Below are 25,104 nucleotides of genomic sequence, written 5' to 3'. Positions count from 1 at the left end.
AATGGCACAACATAACGAGACGGGTAAACAGGGTGAAGAAGAAGCGGTTCGTTTCCTATGTGCGAAAGGCTTCGATATAGTAACACGCAATTATCGCCATCAACATGCAGAGATTGATCTGGTCGCAAAGAAAGGCAAGTTACTGGTGTTTGTCGAAGTCAAAACGCGAACAAACCTGAGTTATGGCAATCCGGAGGAGTTTGTGTCTTACACAAAAGCCAGGTTAATCATGAAAGCCGCCGAGCAGTACATTTTCGTACATGATTGGCGGCATGATATTCGGTTCGACATTGTGGCCGTTACGTTGGCAGGTAGTGAGTTTCGGGTGAGTCATATTGAGGACGCTTTCTATTAAACAAGAGAAGCCGGTGCTGGTGCTGGTTAAACCTTTGGTAGTTAGCCGTGGTCTATTACCTGAATATAAACGGACGAATACGTAGTATTAAAATTGCATTATTTTACACCGAATGTTGTTTTAACAATAGGTTCGGGCGTTTTATAATGTAACTTTAGAAACAGCAAGCAACCGTCATTATGTACGAAAAGAATATAGGTACCAAGCAGAAGGCGTTACGTATTAATCTTGACCGACGTATTTATGGGTCTTTTGCTGAAATCGGGGCCGGGCAGGAAACCGCTGCTATGTTTTTTAAGGCAGGCGGCTCGTCGGGAACGATTGCCAAAACCATGTCGGCCTATGACATGACATTCAGTGACTCAATTTATGGCGTTGAAGAAAGTGGCCGCTACGTAGTAGAAACCCGACTGGTTAAGATGCTAAGTAAGGAATATAGCCTGCTAGAGAAACGATTAGCCGAAAAACGTGGTCCTGATACTACGTTTTTTGCATTTGCCAATACGGTTGCTGCTCTAAACTACCAGAAAACCAACGACGCGCATGGCTGGATCGGTTGCCGCTTTCAGCTCAATCCACAGGCTGGTTATAATGATGTGATTATTCACGTCAGAATGTTAGACAATGAGAACGTATTGCAGCAACAGGCCTTGGGCATTATTGGTGTAAACCTGATTTATGGGTGCTATTTCTACGCTAAATCGCCTGAAACGCTGGTGTTGTCGTTAATGGATGATCTGGCTACTGAGCGGATTCAGATTGACATGATTCGGTTCAACGGACCGGATTTTGCCGATGTCGATAACCGACTGATGAGTCTGCATTTAGTTAAAAATGGTTTTACGGATGCCGCCTTGTTCGGACCTGACGGACAAGTGCTTCAACCCTCGGAAGCGCTCTATAAAAAGCATATTCTGGTTATGCGTGGCCGACTACGTCCGCTGACAAACGTACAATTGGATATGATTGAAAATGGGCTGAAGCAGTTTAAGGACGAACCGGATGTTGACGAAAACCGGGTTGTATCGATGGCTGAGCTAACGCTGCATAATCTGAAAGCCAACGAGAAAGGCATTGACGAGAAAGACTTCCTGGATCGGGTCGATATCCTGTGTTCGATGGGGCAGACCGTAATGATTTCGAATTACCTGGAATACTACAAGCTGGTAGCGTATCTGGCTCGTCTAACCCGGCTCAAAATAGGCTTGATCGTCGGTATTCCGAATCTGGAATACATTTTTGAAGAAGGTCATTATGAGTTTTTGCCGGGAGGCATTCTGGAGTCGTTTGCTACGTTGTTTAGCCGGAAAGTAAAACTGTTTGTGTATCCTACACTGAAAGAAGGCGCTATTTATACCTGCAACGAATTTAAGCTGCCACCTGCCATAGAGCCCCTGTTTCAATATCTGGTACGTAACGACAAGATTGAGGATATTACCGATTACAATGAACAGAATCTGCACATATCGACAGACCGCGTGCTGGAAATGATTCAGTTGGGGGAGGAGGGCTGGGAAACTATGGTGCCCGAACGGGTAGCCGAACAGATTAAGGCAAACTGCTTATTTGGCTATCCCTGCGAAGTGGAATACATACCTATTGGCCAACAGGTACGTCAGCAGCAACAGGAAGAAATTCAGCAAATAGTAGCGCAGTAAGCCTCCAGGATTTTCAGTTAAGTAGCTCTCTGGATTAGAAATCATAAAACATCAGCGCAGTTGCCGGGTTTTGACTAATTGTACGTTCAAAACAACCTGCACTATGGAAACGCTTTATGATTGGCTCATGCACAATACCGGTAACGCCGGTAATTTCTACACCATTCTAAATTTTCAGCGCGATCAAACCGACTCTCTGGAAGTGATGGCAAGAACGCCCGACTTCAAGGTTGTGAATTTGTTTGTGCATCCTGTGCAAACTGCTGACCAGCATCCATCAAATGAAACGGTGAAGAGTAAGTTAGGCTTTAGCGATGAGCAAGAGGTTATCCACTATCTCGCAGACGGGAAAACACCCAATTCGCAACAGGCTGATGGTGAGAGTTCTATAGTAGTACTAGTGATGGAGCCCACGGATGAAGCAGGTTCTGTTACGTTCCCGCCCAATCAATCGTAGGCGTTAGCGCGCTTCAGTAGTTGTTGAACAGATGTGCCTAACCCAATCAGCAACGTAGCACCTGTAATCAAATAACCGAGAAACAGGAACAGGACTGCCCCGGTAACGCACTTCGGTTTGTCATCTGGCATGCTACTGGCCAGAAAATAGCTACAGATGAGCATGCCCAGAAAAGGCGTCCACCAACCTATAAAGGTCGAAAAGACAGTTGTCAGAAAGATCAGCCCACTCGATTCCTTAATACGTTCTAACTGACTCAGGAATAAGAACACCACTAAAGGAATAGACGTAATGAGCAGTGGTATGCCAAAAACAGCAACGGTTTTTATTAGGCGAAGGATAATGTCCATAAAGCGTTATTGTTGACGTAACGCTTTATACTACAGAGAGTAATATGTAACCCTTATGCCTGAAAAGCTTATTCTTCGGCCAGCGTCCGGGAGATGTTCATGCGGTAAACACCCAGGGCAGGTAAAGCGGCTGCCAGTAAGCCAATCAGTAGGGCGACTCCCAGCAGTATCCACTCTTCAGGTAGAATGCCAAACGCGGCCAGATTGTAATGGTACTCCGACGAGACACTGCTTGAAAAGAGCCATAGCCCAACCCGGCTTAATAAAATACCGAGCACAAAACCAATCAGGGCCAACACCAGGCCTTCGAGCAGGAGCATTCCAAACAATTGTGCCCGAGTGGCGCCCATCGATAGCATCAGCGCCATTTCGTAGCGTCGCTCCTTCAACGAGTTATAGAGGGATACAAACACGCTGATGCCCGAAATAAGCATGATAACAATAGCCAGGCCACGTAGTGTTTCGACACCCACGCCCAGTAAGGAGAACAAACGGTTAATCTCAATATTTGGAAGGGCGGCCTGAAGTTTAGAATTGCTATTGATACCCCGTGCGAGCATCATACCCATTGGATTTCGAAACTTGATGAGCATACTTGTAATCTCACGGTGCTCTTCATGTTCTTCTTCGTGGGCTTCACCGGCTTCGTGGTCATGATGCTCCTCTTCCTCATGGGCTTCACCCTCTTCATGATGTTCTCCATGCTCATGAATGGCCCATACGCTCGATACGGGGGTGAGAATCAACTGATCCGTTACGGTATTGGTTGGGCTCAGAATCCCTACAACTTTATATTTCGAATCGGCGTGCGCTTCCCCCTCCTCATCCAGGCCATGCGAACTGGCGAACGTATCGCCGACCTTTAAACCTGTAACTTCAGCTACGCGGGGGCCAATAACCGTTTCCAGATCCTGCTGAAATAATTTGCCTTGTGCAACCGTAGCCCCAAAATGATCCAGGTATTTTTTGTTCGTACCCACAATCCGAAATGATCGGTAATTATCACCCATCGACAGCGGAATGGCCGTTTTGATCATTGGGTTACGTGTCAGACGTTCAGCTTCTTCAAGTGGAATGTTGCCTACGGGGGAATCAATCTGATAGATACTGGAGAGAATCAATTGCAACGGACTTCCTTTGGCCCCCAGCACCATGTCGATACCCCTGATGTTCTTGCGGAACTGATCGTCCAACTGCTTATTTAACAGCAAAAGCAACGAGATAATAGTGATACCAAAGGTCATCAGCAATCCACTCAAAAAACTGCTCAGCGGTTTGTCTCGCAGATTACTCCAACTAATTCGGAAAAGATTCATAGGCACAGGTTGATAGCCGTCTTACCGGGGAAAGCAGATGCAAATTACTGAATCAGCCCACTATTACAAATCCAGCTTGAAGTGGTGACTGACAATGTTAAACCGCTTGTTCAGGTATAGTCGGTGAGCATCGTAACGAGCCGGATTTTGTCCCGAATCCAGCGATACGCATTGACAGCCCGCTTTTCGAGCCTCTTCAATAACGAAGTCGAGCAAGGCGCTGGCATAGCCTTTTCCGCGTGCTTCGGGAAGTGTTGATAAATCGTCGATATAAAGCGTTTTGCCGCTATACAGTAAATTCATAAACCGATAACCGATAACAGCAGGAACCGGCTTCGCTAACGTAGCGTCTTCTACGAAGGCCAGTACAAATCCATCGTTCGCTTGCTGAAAGCGAATTCGTTCAAAAGCCAGGTCAGGAGTTAATTGGGAACGTAGCGCCAGCATCGCGGGTAAACACCGTTTGATATCCTCATCCGACGTAGCAATTTTCAGGATCATAGCTGTTTGCGAATGGTTTGTAATAATTCGTCGCCCCCACGTTCCAGAATGGCTTCGGCCAGTGCATGACCTAATGCCGGAGATTCGCTGGCTGCACCGGAAAAGGTTTCACGTAGTAACTGACTACCATCCAGACTAACCAGACCCCCCGTCAATCGAATCGTTTGTTCGTCGGTCCACTGGGCTAACGCAAAGGACGGAATACTACATCCACCTTCGAGTCGGGCTAAAAACGCTCGTTCTGCCCGAAGACAAGCGGCCGTTGACTCGTGATTGATCAGACGTGTAAGTGTGTCGCTGACATCTTTGGCTAATGCGGACGTAGCCACTTCAATCGCTACGCTCCCCTGACCAACAGCAGGAACGAAATCGTCAATAGGCAAATGCTCGACAATTAAATCATCATAGCCCATTCGGTGTACACCCGCATAGGCCAGTAAGAGCGCATCGCATTGACCTTCATCGAGCTTCCGGATACGCGTTTGTAAGTTTCCCCGCATATCGACGGTAGCTAAGTGAGGACAGAAATGCTTAAGCATAGCCACCCGCCGTGTGGATGACGTACCAATACGAAAAGCTTCTCCACTACGTAGCGACAGCGTTTTATTTCGGCTGACCAGTACGTCGTTTGCCTGTTCGCGCTCCGTAAACGCAATGATACTAAGGTCAGAAGGTAAGTTTGAAGGAAGATCTTTTGCGCTATGTACGGCAATGTCAATCGTACCTTCCCGAAGCTGATCTTCTAACTCCTGCGTGAATATGCCTTTGCTGCCAATCTTCGCCAGCGACCGATCGAGAACGAGATCACCTTTGGTTTCAATAAATACTAATTCGGACGTTACGTCCCCCTGCTTCAATAACGTTTGTATGTATTCCGCTTGCCAGACAGCTAGCCGGCTGCTTCGCGTTCCAATTCGAATATGCATAGTTTAACAAAGATACAGCATGAGAATCAGGTTTTAACTGTGTATTTTATTGTGGCGATGTGTAGAATGCAAACCACAGACAGACCATAAATCGCAACACTCCCGTTGGACTTTGTTCACAGACATTTTGAGCTGAAAATCTTCTAAATGACTGCTCACAGTGCCAAAAAGGCATTATTTGCTTGGTTATAGAAGAAAATTTACTGCCATCATGTCGGGGGAAGGCGGATTAAACGCTTAGGCACGAGGTTTGTCTATAGTATAGTACTTGAACAGTAAATAACACCATTATGAAAGCGATAGAAAATGTATTTCAGGGTACAGGCGGTCAGATTGATTTGCTGAATACGCTCTATGGTGGGTCGGCTCAAACCACGATAAACGTTGAGCGTGAGGACGAATGTCTGGTGATTACCCTGGCAGCTCCCGGTGTGAAGGCCAACTCATTTAATGTGCTGGTTGAGGGAAGCAAGCTCGTTCTCTATACGCTATTGGTTAGCACATCGATCCAGAAAGACGAAAATGGCAGTCAACGTTTAGCCGTCCCGATGTTTTTGCGGGTATTGGATATCCCGTCTTTTGTAGATGTTGATCAAATAGAAGCTGTGCATGAGCATGGTCAGGTGCGCGTAATGCTGCCCTTTAAAGACGAAGAGCAGTTGCACCGCAGGATCGATATTAAAAATCTCTTCTAAACGCGTATTGCGTTCCCCTCCGGGACTGTTAATAAGTCCTGTTTCCTATAGATGAGTCTGAGCCGCTTTCACGGAAGCGGCTTCATTGTTTTTATACAGTTGAACGTAGTAGATAATTAGAGCCTGATAACGATACGTCTATGCTTTTTTGAGTAGCGGGCATTCCGGATGGTTTGTACTAACGTATCGGTGTGCGTACGGGTCAGTTTGGCTGACAGGTTATTTAAACTATCCTGAAGAACTTTATTCTTCGAATTGAAATGCTGCTGCAACGTATCAAGCTGATTCTGTACCCCTACGAGTTGATTACGTAGCGAATCGGCAACTAAGGCCAGCTCTAGAATGCTAAATTCTTTGAGAAGATTGTTTTTACATAGCTCAACAAAATTGTACGACTGGTTATAGATGTTTATACGACCTTCGTATATGCCTGCGTAGTGAACTTTTTTATGGTTGGCACTCAGTCGCTGAATTACAGTATGCCAATTGACCAGATTTCGGCTTTGATCGTGGTAAATATTCAGGCTATTCAGGTAGGCCTGGAATATGGGCTTGATACTTGAAACAAACTGAATGGAATGGAAATGCTTCTTCTCCATTTCCAGTACCAGCGAAAGCGAATCCAGTGCGCACAGAAATTGAGCATGTCTATTGGCATTCAGGTATTTACGATCTTCGTAGCTATCGCGCACCCCACGTAGCTGTTCTTTTATTTCATCGTCGAAGTGTTTTTTAAGAAGTGCATCAACTGCGTCGATTGTCTGTCTGATGGCACTTATCGTATCCTCGGCAATACGCTGATGCAGTATATTTTGCGCATACGTTCGATTATATTTAAAGGTAGGTACGGCGGGAGGTTGTCGGCCTGTTTTGGGAGCGTGTACAAACTTGCAGTCGCATTCAGCCGGTTGAGAGGCAACACGGAACGTAACAATAAAGAGGCTGATAAAGAGAATCGATTTCATAAGCCATTAGTATTTCATATCGTGCAGATCACTACGTGTGTTGGTTGATACTTTCTCCAGTTTTTTCGCGGCCTCGCTTAGGCTTTTCACTTTTTGGTCGATGAGGTCGAGCCGACTGGTAACTTCATTCTGACCATAATTTGCATTGGCTGCGGTGTTGGGCAAAGGTTGTACTACGTTGTTCACCAGTTCCGGCAGATTCAAAAACCAATACGGGTGCGATGCGTTTACTGTGCTGGCATCAATCGTCCGGAATAAGGGTATGATCAGTAATAAAACAATGGTGATGAAGTAGCGCAGGCTTATTAATTCACGGTATTGTTTGGGCGAATCTGTCGAAGGCTGAGCTTTCGGATTGCGAATAAGAACTTCGTTTGTCAGGCGGATAATAAGCCAGGCAAAAAGCAAAAGATTCAAAAAAATTGATAGAAAAAAGAAGCCTTTTATCCGATTGATATTCACCCATTCTGCCAGAAAAAAACGACTACGCTCATCGGCCTGAAGTCGCAGAATATCAGCGGCTTCGGAAAGGTTATCGGCTAATGGCATGAGCTGGTTGGCTCGGAAAAGCTGCATGGTTGGCGTAAACAACGCATCGGCATGTGGTTTTTTCTGCCTGATCGAATCGAGCGATAAAGAATAACATTGTTCAAGTTCCTGAACCTGCCCCGAAGCGTTAATTTTTTGTAGCAACGTATCAAGAGAGTCCGTACCAGAATAGGCTTTCAGCAATTTTTTTGTCAGCAAGTAAGCTGTTATAAGCTGGTTACGTAACGAATCAGCCGCTTTTAAAGGCAATGTCTTGTTTAAAATTTCTTGTTGTTTGGGGGCTGGGCTGATCCGGATTGTAATGTCATTGTAGTCTGTCATGGTAGCCGTTAATACGTTCGCTTCGTTAGAAACCTCTGTGAAGCAGCCATTTATCGGTTTGACCAGCGATGAGTCGATACGTTTTGACGTTTCTTCCCATTGAAAAGGCATTTTGATGGATAACGTCGAATCTTCTTGAGTATCTGCTTTCCAAAAATCAACCTTTTCGTGCTGGCGAAAAAAAAAGGTAGTGGAAATCCCGAAAAGGACCGATGAAAGCAGTACGCCAATTCCTGCCTGTAGCCAGATTCGTGTGGCAGCTTGTTTGAAATAACTCTTATGGCTTTTTGATAAATAAGGAAGCTTCAGTTTTCGATATAAATAAAGGCAGCAGGCCAAAGCCCCACCTGTAATTAGCAAATACGTAGCGAATAGCACCCAAATTAAATTCGGGCCGTGATGTGAACTAACAATCACCGCGCATCCAGTTACAACGAGTAGTACGAGCACTATTGCCGGTGCATGCTTAATTGTCCACTTCTGGCCGGAGTCAATATTGAAAAGAGAGAGCCCTTCTGTTTTGAAAAGCAGATCGTTTGCATCATTCTTTTTAAGAAAGAGCCATACGATAGCCCCAATCAGTAGAGGGATAATAAAATAAATAATATTGACGACATGAAAAATGACCGATTGTGTAGAAGGCGTAGTTGGGATAACGGCGCTAAACGTGCGCAAAATCAATGGAAATACGGAACCATAAGCGAAGCTGCCGACCAATATGGCCTTGAGTTGATTCTTGATATCATCCGTAAAATCGGAAGTAGACGCCTGTGCCATACATGTATAGATCGTAAATCTGACTGAATCGGAAACAGGTAAGTAAAGCCTTAGTCGTTGAAAGCATGACTTTGATAAACAGCACTTTGTCAGTAGGTTGTAATCTCACAGTCAGTAGGACATTAACGGCCTAATCTACAGATGATATAAAGTTAATTTTGGGGGTATTCCTTTTGCAAGAGTTCTTAGTATGCGGTCGTATAAATAAAGCAAAGCTTGATGACCAAACGGAACGTATTGAAGGCTTAAACACAGAAAAGCCGCTTAACGTAACGCTAAGCGGCTTTTCTGTGTAGCCCGACCAGGATTCGAACCTAGACAAACAGAACCAAAATCTGTCGTACTACCCTTATACTATCGGGCTGTTTTGTAATTGCGAGTGCAAAGATAACAGTTATGGGGTGTCAAAAGCAAATACAGTCTCGAAAAAAAACGATGTTTCTCTATTTTAGCGAGCTTATTTCCTAAGCCACAACGTAGTGTTATGGGCTAAATGCCTATTACCGGAGTGGCCGGACTAATCTTCTTTACCAATCCCTGAAGTACTTTGCCAGGACCACATTCAAAGAATTCGGTGGCTCCATCAGCTACCATCTGCTCAACGGACTGCGTCCAGCGCACCGGCGAGGTCAGTTGAGCAATCAGGTTTGCCTTGATCTGACTTGGGTCAGTTACGGCTTGAGCGTTCACGTTTTGATAGACCGGGCAGCGTGGGGTGCTGAAAGGCATACGTTCAACGGCTTCGGCAAACTCCGTTTGTGCGGGTTCCATAAAGGGCGAGTGAAAGGCACCACTTACAGCTAAAGGTACTACTCGCTTCGCTCCGGCGGCTTTCAGACGTTCTTCTGCCAGTTGGATACCCGCTACGCTTCCGGAAATAACAACCTGGCCAGGACAATTGTAATTGGCCGGAACCACGATCTCCTCGGTAATTTCAGCGCACACTTTTTCGATAACCTCATCAGCTAGTCCTAACACGGCGGCCATAGTAGAAGGGGCCAATTCACAGGCTCGTTGCATGGCGGTTGCTCTAACAGAGGCTAAACGCAATCCATCAGCAAACGAAAGCACGCCGGCAGCTGTGAGCGCCGATAATTCGCCGAGTGAGTGACCTGCCACCATATCAGGCGAAAACGAATCGGTGGTCATCGCCAGTACAACACCGTGCAGGAATACCGCGGGCTGTGTATAAATAGTTTGTTTAAGGTCCTCATCAGAACCTTCGAACATAATACTGGTTAAGCTGTAGCCTAATACATCGTTAGCTTGATCGAATAACTGGCGAGCGGCTTCTGAATTTTGATAAAGGTCCTGGCCCATGCCTCGGAACTGGGAACCCTGACCCGGAAATACGTATGCTTTCATTGTAGGTGCCTATTAGTGAATAAAACGGCAAATAGCTGCAAAATAGATGGATAATTATTGTTGTTCAAAAAGGAAATTATTCTATTAGTTGTAAGAAACTTACTGCCAGTGCCATAGTGTCAGCCTTGAGCGCCAGCCGGCCTTAAAGTGATAGCTACTCTAACTTCTTCTTAAAAAAACTTTATTCAGTAAACTATCAATGTTAACACAGGGTTACTCAATTAGCCTGTTTTCTTAATTTATATTGACTGTAAATAAGTTATTAACGGGCTCATATAGGCGCTTAATCTTGTTTCCATCGGGTTTGTGCTTTAGTTTTGATGCGCCGTATAAAGCGGCTTTTTTTCAATCGTTTACCACTAAAATTTCGTGTCGTTCATCCTATGGCTTGGGTAACACAAACCTTGTCCAGCTCCCTCGGTCGAAAGGTTATAATGTCGCTGACGGGACTGTTTTTAAGTTCTTTTCTGATAGTTCACGCGGCTGGGAATCTCCAGCTATTCAAAGGTGACGGTGGACGGGCTTTCAATGAGTATACGTACTTCATGACGCATAATCCGCTGATTATGACTGTTTCGTACCTGCTTTACACGTCTATTCTGGTTCATGCGTTGATGGCTTTTGTGCTGACACGCCATAATCAGGCCTCCCGACCTGTAAAGTATGCCTACAGCAAACCGGAAGCGAACAGCGAATGGTCGTCGCGTAACATGGGCATCCTGGGTGCGATTGTCCTGTTTTTTATAGTCGTTCACATGCGGACGTTCTGGTACGAAATGCATTTTGGGTCTGTTCCGATGGCTGAATACGACGGAAAGCAGTACAAAGACCTTTATTCTGTTGTTCAGGTAGCCTTCGGTGAACTGTGGTACGTAGCGCTGTATATTCTCTCGATGGTTGTGCTGGGCTATCACCTGTGGCATGGCTTCCAGAGCAGTTTTCAGTCGCTGGGTATGCGCCATAAGAAGTATACTCCTGTTATCGAGTTTCTGGGGAAATACTTCTTCGCCATTATTCTTCCGGCGGCTTTCGCAGCAATGCCGATCTACGTCTATTTGCAGGTTCACCATATAATTTAATGATTAAGTGATTGAACGACTGAATTGGAGAACAGCTACAAGCCTTTTAGTACTTCAGTCATTCAATCACTTAATCATTCGCTCATTCAAAATTTGACGAATGAAACTGGAATCTAAAATCCCTGAAGGTCCGTTAGCCGAGAAATGGGCACGGCATAAATTTGCGCTGAAACTGGTTAACCCAGCTAATAAGCGTAAATACGATATTATTGTAGTAGGTACTGGCCTAGCCGGGGCATCAGCTGCAGCATCGCTGGCAGAGCTAGGGTATAACGTTAAAGCATTCTGCTATCAGGATAGTCCACGACGGGCACACTCTATTGCTGCTCAGGGCGGTATTAACGCAGCTAAAAACTACCAGAACGACGGCGACAGCGTATTCCGGTTGTTTTATGATACCATCAAAGGGGGCGATTATCGCGCTCGCGAAGGTAATGTTTATCGATTGGCAGAAGTCAGCGTTAACATCATCGACCAGTGCGTAGCCCAAGGCGTACCATTTGCTCGTGAGTATGGCGGTACGTTGGCAAACCGCTCATTTGGGGGCGCACAAGTATCGCGTACGTTCTACGCTCGTGGGCAGACTGGACAGCAGTTATTACTAGGAGCTTACTCAGCGTTGAGCCGTCAGGTAGCTACCGGAAAAGTAAAGCTGTATACACGTACTGAAATGCTTGACCTCGTTGTTGAGGGCGGTAAAGCGCGGGGTATTGTGGTGCGTAACCTGATTACGGGTAAAATTGAATCGCATTCAGGACACGCGGTGTTGCTCTGCACAGGTGGCTATGGTAACGTATTTTACCTGTCAACCAATGCAATGGGCTGCAACGTAACGGCTGCCTGGCGTGCACATAAAAAAGGGGCGGTGTTCGGAAATCCCTGCTTTACGCAAATCCACCCAACCTGTATCCCCGTATCGGGTCACTATCAGTCGAAGTTGACGCTGATGTCAGAGTCACTACGTAACGACGGGCGCGTTTGGGTGCCAAAGACAAAAGAAGATGCCGAGAAAATCCGAAAGGGGCAACTCAAAGCCAGCGACTTGCCGGAAGACAACCGGGATTATTTTCTCGAACGTCGTTATCCATCCTTCGGTAACCTGGTCCCACGCGACGTAGCGTCCCGAAACGCTAAAAACATGTGCGACGAAGGCCGGGGTGTTGCCAAGACGGGACTGGCTGTTTATCTGGATTTTGCCGATGCTATAAAGCGCGATGGGCTGAAAACCATTGAGGCTAAATACGGTAACCTCTTCGAGATGTACGAAAAAATCACTGGCGAAAACCCGTACGAAACGCCAATGATGATTTACCCGGCTGTTCACTACACAATGGGTGGTTTGTGGGTCGATTACAACCTGATGACGACCATTCCCGGCCTGTATGCGCTTGGTGAAGCTAATTTCTCTGACCACGGTGCGAACCGGTTAGGTGCTTCGGCGCTGATGCAGGGCTTAGCCGATGGTTATTTTGTCATTCCATACACCGTTGGCGATTACCTGGCAACGATCGGCCCTGCTGATAAAATACCGGTTGATGCTCCTGCTTTTAAAGAGGCTGAGCAGAAAATTCAGGCGCAAATCCAGAAGCTTCTGTCGATCAAAGGTGAACGGCCTGTCGATGATCTGCATAAGGAGCTTGGTCAAATTATGTGGGAATACTGCGGTATGGCACGTAATGCTGAGGGACTACAGATTGCCAAGAAAAAAATTCAGGAGTTACGTAACGAATTCTGGGCCAATGCTAAAATTTTGGGTGATGCTGACGAAGTGAACCAGGCACTCGAGCAGGCGGGCCGCGTAGCGGATTTTATTGAACTTGGCGAACTGATGGTTGACGATGCGCTAAACCGGAATGAATCCTGTGGCGGTCACTTCCGTGAGGAATACCAAACGCCAGACGGTGAAGCCCTTCGCGATGACGAAAATTACACCTACGTAGCAGCCTGGGAATATCAGGGTGAAGGCCAGCCAGAAGTTCTTAACAAAGAGCCTTTGGTGTTTGAAAACGTGAAACTGACACAGCGGAGTTATAAATAAAGTTATTGTGTTATACAGTTGTAGAGTTATAAAGTGGTGTACTGACGATAAACTTGACAACTGTAGGACTTTATAACCTTACAACTTTTGTAAGATGAAAATCACACTGAAAGTCTGGAGACAGAAAAATAGCAATACGCCAGGTAAACTGGTAGAATATCAACTGGACAACGTATCGGAGGATATGTCGTTTCTGGAAATGTTCGACGTACTGAACGATTCGCTGACCCGGAAAGGGGAGGAGCCTGTTGCTTTTGACCACGACTGCCGCGAAGGAATCTGTGGTACGTGTTCGATGTACATCAATGGCCGGGCACATGGTCCGCAAACCGGTGCGACGACCTGTCAATTACACATGCGTTCGTTTAACGATGGTGATACGATTGTGGTTGAACCCTGGCGGGCGCGGGCCTTCCCGGTCATAAAAGATCTGATGGTAGACCGTTTGGCTTTTGACCGGATTATGCAGGCGGGAGGCTATATATCCGTTAATACTGGATCGGCGGTTGATGCCAACGAAATCCTGATTCCGCGTAGCATTGCTGATGAAGCGATGGATGCAGCTGCCTGCATCGCCTGTGGTGCCTGTGTAGCGGCTTGTAAGAATGCTTCTGCAATGCTTTTTGTTTCGGCTAAAGTCTCTCAATTGGCTCTGCTGCCCCAGGGTAAATCAGAGCATAAAGAGCGGGCCGAACGGATGGTGGCGCAGATGGATGCTGAAGGTTTTGGTGCCTGTTCCTTCACAGGTGCCTGTTCGGTTGAATGTCCGAAGTCTATTTCGCTCGATCATATCGCTCGTCTGAACCGCGAGTATCTCGGCGCTAAACTAAGCTCTGATAACGTTCAGGGATAACCAACGTAACGAGAAAAGCCCGATCAGCAATGGTCGGGCTTTCTTATGTTTAAGAAACAGAAGTGGTTTTTGTAAAAACTGTTATACGTAAGATTGAGAGTTCACTGTAAAATAAAATTATGAAACGAATTACTGTTTTCTGCGGCTCTAGCCCTGGTCATGATCCGGCTTTTATGGAAATGGCGTATCAGCTTGGACAGCAGTTAGCAGCCAGTAAAATAGGTCTGGTTTACGGTGGCGCTAAAGTAGGTTTAATGGGTGCAGTGGCCGATGGTGCCTTATCGAAGCAAGGTAAGGTAATTGGGGTGTTACCTACGTTTCTACGTACCAAAGAGATTGCCCATGAAGGCCTGACCGAGTTGATTCTGGTAGAATCCATGCATGAGCGGAAAACAAAGATGCATGAGCTTTCAGATGGGATAATTGCTCTCCCAGGCGGTTACGGTACATTAGAAGAGTATTTTGAGATGCTTACCTGGGGGCAGCTTGGGCTGCATAAAAAGCCAGTAGCATTATTAAATATCAACGGGTATTATGATGGACTTCTGTCACTGGCCGATACAATGGTAACCAGTGGTTTACTTAAACCTGTGAATCGCGATATGATGCTTGTAAGCCGTACCGTAGAGGATTTATTACAGCAGATGCATTCCTATAATCCGCCGGTTGTAGGCAAATGGCTAACCCCCGAAAAGACGTAGCAGGGAAATATACAGCCGAAATCGGTATAACAATTCAATCGTAGACTTTCAGAGAAAAGCGTATTCCTCAGCCTTTTCCTGAATTATGTCCTTTTCTCTTAAACTCTGTTGCCTTAGCCTACTCAGCGCTACGTTATTGCTTTATTCCGGGATGACCGTCCGAACGTCGGCTGACCCGCCCCGGGTGCTGATCTTCTCAAAAACTAAAGGTTGGAAACATACCTCTATTCCGTTTGGCATTGCAGCTATTCAGAAACTAGGTCAGGAAAACAGCTTTCTGGTTGATACGACAAAGAATGCGGCTCTTTTCACCGACGATAATCTGAAAAAATACGCGGCTGTTATTTTCAACAGTACCACCGGCAACGTACTGAACGGCGAGCAGCAGGCCGCTTTCGAGCGCTACATTCAGGCGGGTGGAGGCTACATGGGTATTCATGCCGCTGCCGATACTGAGTACGATTGGCCATGGTACGCCAAATTGATGGGTGCCCATTTTTCCAGTCATCCACACAATCCGAACGTACGTAAGGCTACGGTCGACGTAACAGACAAAACCTTCCAGGCGACGAAAATGCTGCCCGACCGCTGGGAGCGTACTGATGAATGGTACAATTATCGTTCGTTTTATTCCGGAATTAAAGTTCTGGCCGATCTGGACGAAGGCTCCTACGACGGTGGCACGAACGGCGCAAATCATCATATTAGCTGGTATCACGAATTTGATGGCGGTCGGGCTTTCTACACAGGGGGAGGGCATACCGACGAAAGTTTCAGTGAGCCGCTGTTTCTGGCGCATATTCTGGGTGGAATCAAGTACGCTATCGGCGAAAACAAACCACTGGATTATCGGAGAGCGTATTCTAAAGTAACGCCAGAGCAAAATCGCTTCGTGAAAACGGTGCTGGTCAATGATTTGAACGCACCAATGGAAGTGGCCGTAGCGCCCGACGGACGCGTATTTTTTACGGAGATGTCTGGCAATTTCTCGGTGTACGATACGCACACCCGGAAGCACAAGCTCGTGCATAAATTTCCGATCACAAATATGGGTGGTACAGGGCTGATCGGGCTGACGCTTGATCCGCATTTCTCTCAAAATCAATACGTTTATCTGTATTACGCTCCCGGCGGATTGACCGAAGAAACGCTGGCTTTTCAACTATCCCGGTTTAAAGTAAGCCCAGAGAACGTACTGGATCTGGCGTCTGAGAAAATTTTATTGAAAGTGCCTGTTCAGAAAAACAGTGGTTCGCACCACGGCGGCTCGCTGGCCTGGGATAAAGACGAGAATCTTTATCTATCGACGGGCGATGGCTCCAGTCCGTTTCCATCAGATGGGTATGCACCCATTGATGAGCGGCCCGGCAAAGAATACTTCAGTCTGGATGCACAACGTTCGGCAGCAAACACGAACGATCTGAAAGGGAAAGTGCTACGTATTCATCCTGAACCGGACGGTAGCTATACGATTCCAAGTGGAAATCTGTTTTCAAAAGGCACCCCCAAAACGTTGCCAGAAATCTACGTAATGGGCTGCCGGAACCCATACCGTATTGCCATAAATCCAAAAACATCCGTAGTGTATTGGGGCGAAATCGGCCCGGATGCGGGTAAAGAGGGTGTTCAGGGACCCCGTGGTTACGACGAATTTAATCAGGCAAAAAAGGCAGGTAATTTTGGCTGGCCGTATTTTGTGGGCAACAATTACGCCTATCCAAAATGGGATTTTGCGACCAAAACCGCTGGTCCAAAGTTCGACCCAACGGCACCCGTCAATAACTCGCCGAACAATACGGGGCTAAATCAATTGCCACCCGCTACGCCCGCCATGATCTGGTATCCGTACGCAGCTTCGGACGAATTTCCTGAATTAGGCCTGGGCGGACGTAGCGCCATGGCTGGCGAGTTTTACACATTCAACAAGAATACTACGTCGCCGAACAAGTTTCCGGATTACTACGACGGGTCGCTTTTTGTGTTCGACTGGATGCGCAACTGGGTTATGGCACTACGTTTCGATGAGAAAGAGAATTACGTACGTAGCGAGCCCTTCATGGCTGGAAATGGCGATTTTCGCCGACCGATTGATCTGGCTTTTGGGCCCGATGGCGTCATGTATATGCTTGAGTACGGTTCGGTCTATGGTGCTGATAATGAAGATGCTCGTCTGGTGAAAATTGAATACAACACCGGCAATCGGGCGCCAATTGTTCAGGCCAGCGTGGTTGATTCAGCAGCACAGGCTCAGGTTGATAAATCTGTTTTTTTAACCTCAGAACGTCGGAAACTTCCTATACTGCGCGAAGCTGCCGGACAGCCTCCGCTACGTGTTACGTTCGCCAGTCAGGGAACGAAAGATCTGGACGATGACGATCAGGTTACGTATCAATGGCTTTTTGATGGAAAAACGGTTGGCGCCACAACGCCTAACGCTACGTATACCTACACAAAACCCGGTACGTACAAAGCCATCCTAAAAGTTACAGACCGGGCCGGCCTGATTGGTCGTGATACGTTGCTTGTGAAAGTTGGAAATACCAAACCAAATGTAGCGATCACCAGCGCGGGTAACAAGTCCTTCTTCTGGGAAGGGAAACCGTTTACGTATGCCGTTAAGGCGAGTGATGTGGAAGAGAAAACCATTGATCCGAAACGGTTAAAAGTCCAGTACGCCTATAATCCGCAGCCAAGTACGCTGGAAAGCGCGTCGGGTAAAACGCCGTCGCTGGACGTAGTGGAAACCAATTCACTGGGCAAAACGCTGGTGGCGAGTAGCGATTGTAAAGCCTGCCATACGGTCGACAAAGTATCCGTGGGTCCGTCATTTATAGCTATTGCGCAGAAGTATAAAGGCCAGACGGGAGCAGTGGATCAACTGGCTTCAAAAATTATAAAAGGGGGTGGAGGAAACTGGGGGAAAGAGCACGTCATGAGCGCCCACCCGCAGTTGTCTACGCAGGATGCGCAGGAAATGGTCCAGTATATTTTCTCAATAACGGATAAACAACTGGCTCCAACTTCCCTGCCTGCTCAAAGTAGTCTGGTGCTAAAAGATCATGCTAAAAACGATCTGCGTGGACAGTACACGATGCTGGCTTCGTACACTGATAAGGGAGAAAAAGTAATTGGCCCACTGACAGGTACCGACGTAGTGACGCTACGTAATGCAAAGGTTATGTCGATTTATGCCGATGCGCATCCGGGGTTTGCCCGATTCGGAAATAACCTGTCGCCGGGGGCGCATAAATCGTATATCTTATTGAAAAACATTGATTTAACCGGTATTAAGCAGTTGGTGTATGAATATGGTTCGGGCGACCAGTCGGGCGAGATTGAGGTACGTATCGACTCGCAGGCTGGCCCAATCATCAGTACAACGGTCTATGGCCCAACCGATTCATTCGATAAGCTGAAAACGATAACCGGAAAAATTGACAAGCCCGTTTCTGGGAAGCATGATGTCTATTTCTTCGCCATCAAACGCACAAAACCTAACGACAGAATACTCAAACTAACCAGCATTCAGTTTGACGAGTAACGATAATTTTATGCACAGACTTGTTGAAAAACGCACTATGAATCAGTTCCAGCGATCAATTTTTTTCACAGCAACGCTTTTTACATTTTCCGGCTACGTATTTGGGCAGTCGGTACCCTCCATCAGCGATTCGGTATCGGTGGTGGCTCCGGGTGCTACGTTGCAGAAAATTTCGAGCCAGTTCTCCTTTACCGAAGGCCCGGCCCCGGATAAAAAGGGAAATATTTTCTTCACGGATCAGCCTAACGATAAAATCTGGAAATACGATACGGATGGAAAGCTGACGCTTTTTATGGATAAAACAGGTCGTTCCAACGGTTTGTATTTCGATAAAAAAGGCAACATTATTTCCTGTGCCGACGAGAAAGATGAACTGTGGTCGATTAGCCCCGACAAGAAAGTTACCGTACTGCTTACTGATTTTAAAGGCCAGCGCATGAACGGTCCCAACGATTTGTGGATTGATCCAAAAGGCGGTATTTACATGACAGACCCGTATTACCAACGCGATTACTGGGAACGCAAAAAACCGGATATCGATGGGCAAAAAGTGTATTATCTGCCGAAAGGAGCGAAAGAAGCCATACTCGTTGACGGTGATTTTCAACAGCCGAACGGCATTGTGGGGACACCCGATGGCAAAAACCTGTACGTAGCAGACATTCGGGCGAATAAAACCTACAAGTATCAGATCAATCCCGATGGTACGTTAGCGAATCGCCAGCTTTTCGTTTCGCAGGGGTCAGACGGCATGACGCTGGACAGTGAGGGAAACCTGTATATTTCGGGGCGGGGCGTCACGGTCTATGATCCAACGGGTAAAAAAATCGGGAATATTCCGGTTCCGTCTCGTTGGGTTGCCAATTTTTGCTTCGGCGGAAAAGATCGTAAGACGCTATTCATCACCGCCACCGAATCCGTTTATACCCTGCCAATGCGCGTGAAAGGCGTAGAATAAACCCCTAAAGTCTAAAAACCCCTAAATCCCCTAAAGGGGACTTTGCTCACTTACAGACAAAGTCCCCTTTAGGGGATTTAGGGGTTACTCACTAACTAAGCTGTTGTGCCTTCTTTTAGTCGTTCAGCGTTTTCGGCGATACGTAGCTGTTCAATGAATTCGCCAATATCGCCATCCATCACTGCCGGAAGGTTATAAACCGTCAGGCCGATACGGTGATCGGTTACGCGGCTCTGCGGATAATTATACGTCCGGATTTTGTCGGAACGGTCACCGCTGCCCACCATCGTTTTCCGTTGCGAGGCAATTGCTTCGTTGTGCTTTTGTAACTCGATTTCGTACAATCGGGAACGTAGCACCGTCAGCGCTTTGTCGAAGTTTTTCAACTGCGAGCGCTCATCCTGACATTGCACCACCAGACCCGTCGGAATGTGGGTGAGCCGAACGGCCGAATACGTCGTGTTTACCGACTGACCACCCGCGCCCGACGAACAGAACGTATCTTTCCGAATGTCGTTCATGTTCAGTTCAACGTCCACTTCTTCAGCCTCGGGCAGTACAGCCACACTGGCTGCTGAGGTATGGATGCGTCCCTGCGTTTCAGTAGCCGGTACGCGCTGAACGCGGTGTACTCCCGACTCAAATTTTAGCTTGCCGTATACATCCTCACCTTCAACCTCGGCGACAATTTCTTTATAACCGCCCGACGTACCTTCGGTATAATCGACCAGCGACATACGCCAGCCCATTTTCTCGCAGAAACGTTGATACATCCGGAAAATATCGCCCGCAAAAATGGCCGCTTCGTCGCCACCCGTACCGCCCCGAATTTCGAGAATGACGTTTTTACTGTCGTTCGGATCTTTCGGAATCAGCATTTCCTTGAGCGTTTCCTCCAGCGTTTCCCGCCGTGGCAACAGTTCGTCCAGTTCGGCTTTGGCTAATTCCCGAAAATCCTCGTCTTTTTCGGTAGCGATAATCTGCTTCGCATTGTCGATTTCTTCGAGCAACTGCGTATACGCCTGATATTGCTGGACAATCTTTTCTAAATCCTTATATTCTTTACTCAGTTTCATGAACCGTTTCTGGTCGGAAACGACCTCCGGTTGCACAATTTGCTGAGATACTTCGTTGAAGCGTTCACGAATGGCTTCTAACTGGTCGAGCATGAGTTATAACTTTATTGGCTGTTCCTGAACTTGGCAGGAAGAGTAGACAACTTATAAAAAAACAAAATTACGAAAATTGTGTGGTCCGGCATCCCGGTGGTTCGGCATTATTATTGCGGTTGCAACCAAGTCGTCTACGAGTGTGTTGCCGTTTATAAATGACGAAGCCTAGTCGATTTAAGTTCCTGTTTATGATACGTTCCTTGCTGTATTCTGGTCTGTTAATCAGTCTTTTATTCGCCTGTAATCCTGAGCGGGTTCATTATACCAATGAGCTGAAGGAGGAAATGGCCGATTCGAAAATTAAACGGATTAAAGATGCCGATCTGACCGAAACCATCGATAAACTCGGTGAACGCGTAAGTGCCACAATACAAAAAGAATTGGCGGCTCAGCTTGAGAAGACAACCGATCCTGACGAACGTAGTAAACTTTGCCAGTTACAGAATTTGCCGCGAACAAAGGCGATTGCTGAACAGTACGTATTGGATATCAGACTCCTGGGGCCTTCAGACATTCAGAATAAATCGCTAAACCCGAAAGAACGCGAAATTCTGGATGCTTACTTATACAGCGCGAAACAAAAGCAGGCAACGATTGCGAATATTCAAAAAACCAGCGATACGTCGTTTGTGTATAACGTAGCAATTCCAGCCGATAATCCGATTTGCGAAGCCTGTTTTGGGAAACAGGAAACTCCCTTTGCGGTTTGGCATCTGGGTTTTAAGAAGCGCGAAGTGATCCGACGCATGAGTGCCTCAAAGAAAAGATAAGTATATTTACTGGAATCGATATCCTCTGAAACATGGAAGCAGTTGCCCCTAAAATTCCTATGACGCTTCAGGAGCGTGACGAAGCACCGGACGTGATTCGCGTGCCCGCTACGTGGGAAGACTATCTGGAACTGGCCGAAGTCGTTCCGTATACGATTGAGTTCTTATTTGGTGAGATTATTTCTATGAGTCAGGCAACTGATTTGCACGAGCAGTTAATAGCGCAACTTATTGTGCTGTTTAGCAATCAATTAGATGACCAGCCCAGCTACCGGGTACTGGGCAGCAATGTGAAAATTTGTATTGAAGAAGGAAAAGCTGAGTTTAACGCCGATTTGTCGGTTATTAACGGCCCTTCTGATTACGTAACGTTATCAAGTGGACGTGTATCAAAAGCACGTATCAAAAATCCGGAAATCCTTGTTGAAGTCTTATCGAAAAGTACAAGGGCTTACGACCAGTCGGATAAGCTTGATCAGTACCGGCTGATTCCTTCCCTGAAACATATTCTTTTCGTTAGTCAGGAAGAGGTGTTTGTGCGTATCTATTCACGTACTGAGCAACCGGCACAGTGGTTCGATGCTGATTATCGCTCCCTCGACGATACTGTTCAGTTAGGTAACATAGCTTTACCGCTACGTTCTATTTATCGCAAAACACCTCTGGCTGTCTAAATAGCTGGACTCAGGCAACGCAGGTACATCTGAATCGTGTTGTCAAGGCCGTAGTAAAGGGCATCGCAGATGAGGGCATGGCCAATGGAAACTTCCTTTAAACCAGGAACCTGCTCATCAAAATAACGTAAATTTTCCAGGCTCAGATCGTGACCGGCGTTCAACTCCAGGCCTAACTCGTTGGCACGTTGGGCGGCTTTGACGAAAGGCGCAATGGCTGCTTCCCTATCTTGAACGTAGTGAGCCGCGTAGGGTTCCGTGTAAAGCTCAACGCGATCCGTACCCACCGCTTTCGCTCCTTCGATCATCCGCTCGTCGGCATCCACAAAAATAGACACCCGAATACCATCCGATTTGAACGTATCAACCAACCTGCGCAGGTGTTCGGCGTTACGTATCGTATCCCAGCCAGCATTGGACGTAATGGCATCCGGCGCATCGGGTACGAGCGTTACCTGCTCAGGTTTAACCCGTTTTACCAATTCGATAAACCGTTCATCGGGGTTACCTTCAATATTAAATTCTGTCGTCACTACGTCTTTCAAATTCAGTACGTCCTGATATCGGATGTGCCGTTCATCGGGTCGGGGATGTACCGTAATGCCCTGGGCACCGAAACGTTCACAGTCGAGGGCCACTTTTACCAAGTCTGGATTATTGCCACCCCGCGCGTTACGTATCGTGGCTATTTTATTGATGTTAACGGATAAGCGAGTCATTTTTCTCAATGAGTAAATGAGCAAATAAATGATTGAGCGAATTGCTTCACTGGTTTCGTAACTTTGTCGAAACAATGAAGGTTCAGAATGGAGGCTGAGTTTATTGACTGCTTCGGCGGATCTTTTATGTACTCAATCGCTCATTTACTAATTCACTCCTTAAAATTATGTATCTGAAACAACAAATTGACGCCGATATTAAGCAGGCAATGCTGGCTAAAGATCAGGATAAACTTCGCGCCTTACGGGCTGTGAAGTCGATGATTCTGCTCGAGGAAACCAAAGAAGGCCAGTCTGGCGACCTTAAACCCGAAGACGAAACCCGTATTCTGACCAAAGCTGTCAAACAACGTAAAGATTCAGCCGACATTTATCGGCAGCAGAATCGCGTGGATTTATTGGCAGTTGAAGAAGCCGAAATCGCGGTGATTGAAAATTATCTGCCGAAGCAGCTCTCGGAAGATGAGCTGAAAGAAAAGCTACAGGCCATCATCACTCGCATTGGTGCATCGGCCCCGTCGGATATGGGCAAAGTGATGGGCACGGCAACCAAAGAACTCGCCGGACAAGCCGACGGGAAAGCCATTTCGGCGATGGTAAAAACGTTATTGGCGTAGGGTATAGGCGTAAGGGCAGAGGGTGGAACACCCCATGCCCTATGCCCCATGGCCTATTCCCCCTTTCCATGAATACACTCGACATACTCATGCTGATTCCCCTCGCCTGGGGGGCTTTTAACGGATATCGCAAAGGTCTGCTGGTGGAGATCGTTGCGGTTATTGCGTTTGTCATCGCCATGATTGTTGGGTTCAAATTTCTGGCGTTTGGTATTGATCTGCTCAGCCCGTATATCAGTCGTGAACTGGCGCGAAAAATACTGCCATTTTTAGGTTTTTCGATCATATTCTTTCCCACGATCCTGATGATTAATCAGATGGGTTTGGCCATTCGCCGATCGTTGAAATATACGTTGTTGGGTACGTTCGATAGCGTAGCGGGAGCTACCGTAGGACTTTTTACATGGATCTTTGGAATTAGTGTAATCCTTTGGTTGTTAAGCTATATGAACGTCAAAATCCCTGCCCGCCATACCGAAAGCGCGTTTCTATACCCCTACATTCGGCCCATTGCTCCGATTGTGATGGACAAAGCTGCGGTATGGGTCCCCAAAGGATTGGAAGCCGGGAAAAAATGGCAGGCAGAAAATAATGACTGAGTAATTCAATCACTCAGCCATTCAATCATTGAACATGCAGGATATCCGCAAACTAACAACTTCTCAACTTAAGGACTGGCTTACGCAACACGGCGAGCAGGGCTTTCGGGCTAAACAGATTCAGGAATGGCTCTGGAAAAAATCGGCTTTGTCGTTCGATCAGATGACCAATCTGTCGGTGCCAACGCGTGAGTTGCTCAAAACTAATTTTGAAATTCGACCCCTGTCCGTTGATCAGGAGCAACGTAGCAGTGATGGTACGATCAAGTCGTCATTTCGCTTATTCGACGGAAACTTAGTGGAAGGTGTCCTGATTCCGGCGCTACGTAACGACGACGTAGATCGAATGACAGCCTGCGTATCGAGTCAGGTGGGGTGTTCGCTCACTTGTAAGTTTTGCGCGACGGGGTATATGGATCGTAAACGCAACCTCGATGCTTCTGAAATCTACGACCAGGTTGTAGCCATCGACCGCCAGGCGAAGGAAAATTACGACGTGCCCCTCTCGAACATTGTGTACATGGGTATGGGCGAGCCGCTGCTGAACTATAAAAACGTACTGGAGTCGGTAGAGCGTATTACGTCGCCTGAAGGATTAGGAATGTCGCCGAAACGGATAACGGTTTCAACGGCGGGCATTGCTAAAATGATACGTCAGCTTGGTGACGATGCGGTGAAATTTAATCTGGCGCTGTCGCTTCACGCGGCTAACGACCAGAAACGCGACCAGATTATGCCGATCAACGAAAGCAATACACTTCAGGCGCTGGGCGATGCACTAGGCTATTTTTACAAAAAGACGGGTACGCGCATTACGTTCGAATACATCCTCTTTTATAATTTCAACGATACGTTGCAGGATGCGCAGGAGCTTTGGAAATTCACCAAACGCGTTCCTGCCAAAGTGAATATCATCGAATACAATCCGATTGCCGAAGCGAATTTTAAAAATACTGATCCGCAGACACTGGATAAATTCGCTGGATTTCTGGACAGTAAAGGCGTCACGGTGAATGTACGCCGGAGCCGGGGCAAAGACATCGATGCCGCCTGTGGGCAATTGGCAGGTAAGAAGTAGAGACCGGTCCGCTGGTGCGGTAATACCTTGCGTCTCATGACCGGATGGTTTTTGACCCGAATGGCTTTGG

Annotated in this window: 24 protein-coding genes and 1 tRNA gene; 15 read left to right on the top strand and 10 right to left on the bottom strand. The window is 46.9% G+C overall.

Translation table 11 applies throughout. The features are described 5' to 3' along the window. Window position 1: 1 nt before the first annotated feature. The 3 genes from ACOJS8_RS07550 (at window position 2) to ACOJS8_RS07540 (ending at window position 2,470) form a co-directional block, all read left to right on the top strand. On the top strand, window positions 2–355 hold the full coding sequence (locus ACOJS8_RS07550; RefSeq protein ID WP_420147932.1) for a YraN family protein: 354 nt from the start codon (window positions 2–4) through the stop codon (window positions 353–355). A gap of 179 nt (window positions 356–534) precedes the next feature. After that, the gene (locus ACOJS8_RS07545) at window positions 535–2,013 is read left to right on the top strand and encodes a TonB-dependent receptor (RefSeq protein ID WP_420147931.1); all 1,479 of its coding nucleotides are present in this window, start codon (window positions 535–537) and stop codon (window positions 2,011–2,013) included. Window positions 2,014–2,116: 103 nt separating this feature from the next. After that, window positions 2,117–2,470: a hypothetical protein gene (locus ACOJS8_RS07540; protein ID WP_420147930.1), complete on the top strand. Its 354-nt coding sequence runs from the start codon at window positions 2,117–2,119 to the stop codon at window positions 2,468–2,470. Here the strand turns inward: ACOJS8_RS07540 and ACOJS8_RS07535 are convergent. From ACOJS8_RS07535 to hemC, 4 genes are all read right to left on the bottom strand, one after another. Beyond that, on the bottom strand, window positions 2,461–2,820 hold the full coding sequence (locus ACOJS8_RS07535) for a hypothetical protein (protein WP_420147929.1): 360 nt from the start codon (window positions 2,818–2,820) through the stop codon (window positions 2,461–2,463). The genes ACOJS8_RS07540 and ACOJS8_RS07535 overlap by 10 nt on opposite strands. A gap of 68 nt (window positions 2,821–2,888) precedes the next feature. Beyond that, window positions 2,889–4,136: an ABC transporter permease gene (locus ACOJS8_RS07530; protein WP_420147928.1), complete on the bottom strand. Its 1,248-nt coding sequence runs from the start codon at window positions 4,134–4,136 to the stop codon at window positions 2,889–2,891. Between the two features lie 63 nt (window positions 4,137–4,199). Next, on the bottom strand, window positions 4,200–4,637 hold the full coding sequence (locus ACOJS8_RS07525; RefSeq protein WP_420147927.1) for a GNAT family N-acetyltransferase: 438 nt from the start codon (window positions 4,635–4,637) through the stop codon (window positions 4,200–4,202). Continuing rightward, window positions 4,634–5,563, bottom strand: coding sequence for a hydroxymethylbilane synthase (gene hemC / locus ACOJS8_RS07520; RefSeq protein ID WP_420147926.1), 930 nt, complete (start codon window positions 5,561–5,563; stop codon window positions 4,634–4,636). The genes ACOJS8_RS07525 and hemC overlap by 4 nt, the downstream gene beginning before the upstream one ends. Before the next feature lie 290 nt (window positions 5,564–5,853). Here hemC and ACOJS8_RS07515 point away from each other — a divergent pair, with 290 nt between their 5' ends. Beyond that, window positions 5,854–6,258 carry an Hsp20/alpha crystallin family protein gene (locus ACOJS8_RS07515; RefSeq protein WP_420147925.1) on the top strand — a complete coding sequence of 135 codons (405 nt, stop codon included), beginning with the start codon at window positions 5,854–5,856 and terminating at the stop codon, window positions 6,256–6,258. A gap of 116 nt (window positions 6,259–6,374) precedes the next feature. Here ACOJS8_RS07515 and ACOJS8_RS07510 read toward each other — a convergent pair whose 3' ends face one another. The 4 genes from ACOJS8_RS07510 to fabD form a co-directional block, all read right to left on the bottom strand. After that, window positions 6,375–7,223: a hypothetical protein gene (locus tag ACOJS8_RS07510; RefSeq protein WP_420147924.1), complete on the bottom strand. Its 849-nt coding sequence runs from the start codon at window positions 7,221–7,223 to the stop codon at window positions 6,375–6,377. Window positions 7,224–7,229: 6 nt separating this feature from the next. After that, a complete protein-coding gene (locus ACOJS8_RS07505; protein WP_420147923.1) occupies window positions 7,230–8,870 on the bottom strand; it encodes a hypothetical protein in 1,641 nt (546 codons plus the stop codon). 293 nt (window positions 8,871–9,163) lie between these two features. Next, window positions 9,164–9,234, bottom strand: a tRNA-Gln gene (locus ACOJS8_RS07500). Window positions 9,235–9,359: 125 nt separating this feature from the next. After that, window positions 9,360–10,235 (bottom strand): ACP S-malonyltransferase, encoded by an 876-nt coding sequence (gene fabD, locus ACOJS8_RS07495; protein ID WP_420147922.1) that lies wholly within the window; start codon window positions 10,233–10,235, stop codon window positions 9,360–9,362. A 383-nt stretch (window positions 10,236–10,618) separates the two neighbouring features. Between fabD and ACOJS8_RS07490 the strand changes: the two genes are divergently transcribed. The 6 genes from ACOJS8_RS07490 (at window position 10,619) to ACOJS8_RS07465 (ending at window position 19,405) form a co-directional block, all read left to right on the top strand. Beyond that, the gene (locus tag ACOJS8_RS07490; RefSeq protein ID WP_420147921.1) at window positions 10,619–11,314 is read left to right on the top strand and encodes a succinate dehydrogenase cytochrome b subunit; all 696 of its coding nucleotides are present in this window, start codon (window positions 10,619–10,621) and stop codon (window positions 11,312–11,314) included. Window positions 11,315–11,414: 100 nt separating this feature from the next. Then, complete coding sequence (locus ACOJS8_RS07485) at window positions 11,415–13,352, top strand: fumarate reductase/succinate dehydrogenase flavoprotein subunit (RefSeq protein ID WP_420147920.1); 1,938 nt, start codon at window positions 11,415–11,417, stop codon at window positions 13,350–13,352. 94 nt (window positions 13,353–13,446) lie between these two features. Beyond that, on the top strand, window positions 13,447–14,205 hold the full coding sequence (locus ACOJS8_RS07480; RefSeq protein WP_420147919.1) for a succinate dehydrogenase/fumarate reductase iron-sulfur subunit: 759 nt from the start codon (window positions 13,447–13,449) through the stop codon (window positions 14,203–14,205). A 119-nt stretch (window positions 14,206–14,324) separates the two neighbouring features. Beyond that, window positions 14,325–14,906 (top strand): TIGR00730 family Rossman fold protein, encoded by a 582-nt coding sequence (locus ACOJS8_RS07475; RefSeq protein ID WP_420147918.1) that lies wholly within the window; start codon window positions 14,325–14,327, stop codon window positions 14,904–14,906. Window positions 14,907–14,991: 85 nt separating this feature from the next. Then, a complete protein-coding gene (locus ACOJS8_RS07470) occupies window positions 14,992–18,447 on the top strand; it encodes a ThuA domain-containing protein (RefSeq protein WP_420147917.1) in 3,456 nt (1,151 codons plus the stop codon). A gap of 10 nt (window positions 18,448–18,457) precedes the next feature. Next, window positions 18,458–19,405, top strand: a complete 948-nt coding sequence (locus tag ACOJS8_RS07465) for an SMP-30/gluconolactonase/LRE family protein (RefSeq protein ID WP_420147916.1) — start codon at window positions 18,458–18,460, stop codon at window positions 19,403–19,405. A 95-nt stretch (window positions 19,406–19,500) separates the two neighbouring features. On the opposite strand, the gene prfA is transcribed toward ACOJS8_RS07465, so the two are convergent. Next, window positions 19,501–20,574, bottom strand: a complete 1,074-nt coding sequence (gene prfA / locus ACOJS8_RS07460) for a peptide chain release factor 1 (RefSeq protein ID WP_420147915.1) — start codon at window positions 20,572–20,574, stop codon at window positions 19,501–19,503. Window positions 20,575–20,765: 191 nt separating this feature from the next. Between prfA and ACOJS8_RS07455 the strand changes: the two genes are divergently transcribed. Continuing rightward, window positions 20,766–21,347, top strand: a complete 582-nt coding sequence (locus ACOJS8_RS07455) for a hypothetical protein (protein WP_420147914.1) — start codon at window positions 20,766–20,768, stop codon at window positions 21,345–21,347. A gap of 32 nt (window positions 21,348–21,379) precedes the next feature. Next, on the top strand, window positions 21,380–22,021 hold the full coding sequence (locus ACOJS8_RS07450; RefSeq protein ID WP_420147913.1) for a Uma2 family endonuclease: 642 nt from the start codon (window positions 21,380–21,382) through the stop codon (window positions 22,019–22,021). Here ACOJS8_RS07450 and ACOJS8_RS07445 read toward each other — a convergent pair. Further along, entirely contained in the window at window positions 22,018–22,740 is a 723-nt protein-coding gene (locus ACOJS8_RS07445; RefSeq protein ID WP_420147912.1) for a pyridoxine 5'-phosphate synthase, read from the bottom strand. The genes ACOJS8_RS07450 and ACOJS8_RS07445 overlap by 4 nt on opposite strands. Window positions 22,741–22,907: 167 nt before the next feature. On the opposite strand from ACOJS8_RS07445, the gene ACOJS8_RS07440 reads away from it, so the two are divergent. The 3 genes from ACOJS8_RS07440 to rlmN all read left to right on the top strand — a co-directional run bounded on the left by ACOJS8_RS07440 (window position 22,908) and on the right by rlmN (window position 25,034). After that, the gene (locus ACOJS8_RS07440; RefSeq protein ID WP_420147911.1) at window positions 22,908–23,357 is read left to right on the top strand and encodes a GatB/YqeY domain-containing protein; all 450 of its coding nucleotides are present in this window, start codon (window positions 22,908–22,910) and stop codon (window positions 23,355–23,357) included. 68 nt (window positions 23,358–23,425) lie between these two features. Further along, window positions 23,426–23,956 (top strand): CvpA family protein, encoded by a 531-nt coding sequence (locus tag ACOJS8_RS07435; RefSeq protein ID WP_420147910.1) that lies wholly within the window; start codon window positions 23,426–23,428, stop codon window positions 23,954–23,956. Between the two features lie 34 nt (window positions 23,957–23,990). Further along, on the top strand, window positions 23,991–25,034 hold the full coding sequence (gene rlmN / locus ACOJS8_RS07430) for a 23S rRNA (adenine(2503)-C(2))-methyltransferase RlmN (protein ID WP_420147909.1): 1,044 nt from the start codon (window positions 23,991–23,993) through the stop codon (window positions 25,032–25,034). Window positions 25,035–25,104 lie beyond the last annotated feature (70 nt).

The sequence above is a fragment of the Spirosoma sp. genome, assembly GCF_048594605.1.
Taxonomy (GTDB): Bacteria; Bacteroidota; Bacteroidia; order Cytophagales; family Spirosomataceae; genus Spirosoma.
Note: the sequence above shows the minus strand (reverse complement) of the source record. Positions and strands in the feature narration are given on the sequence as shown.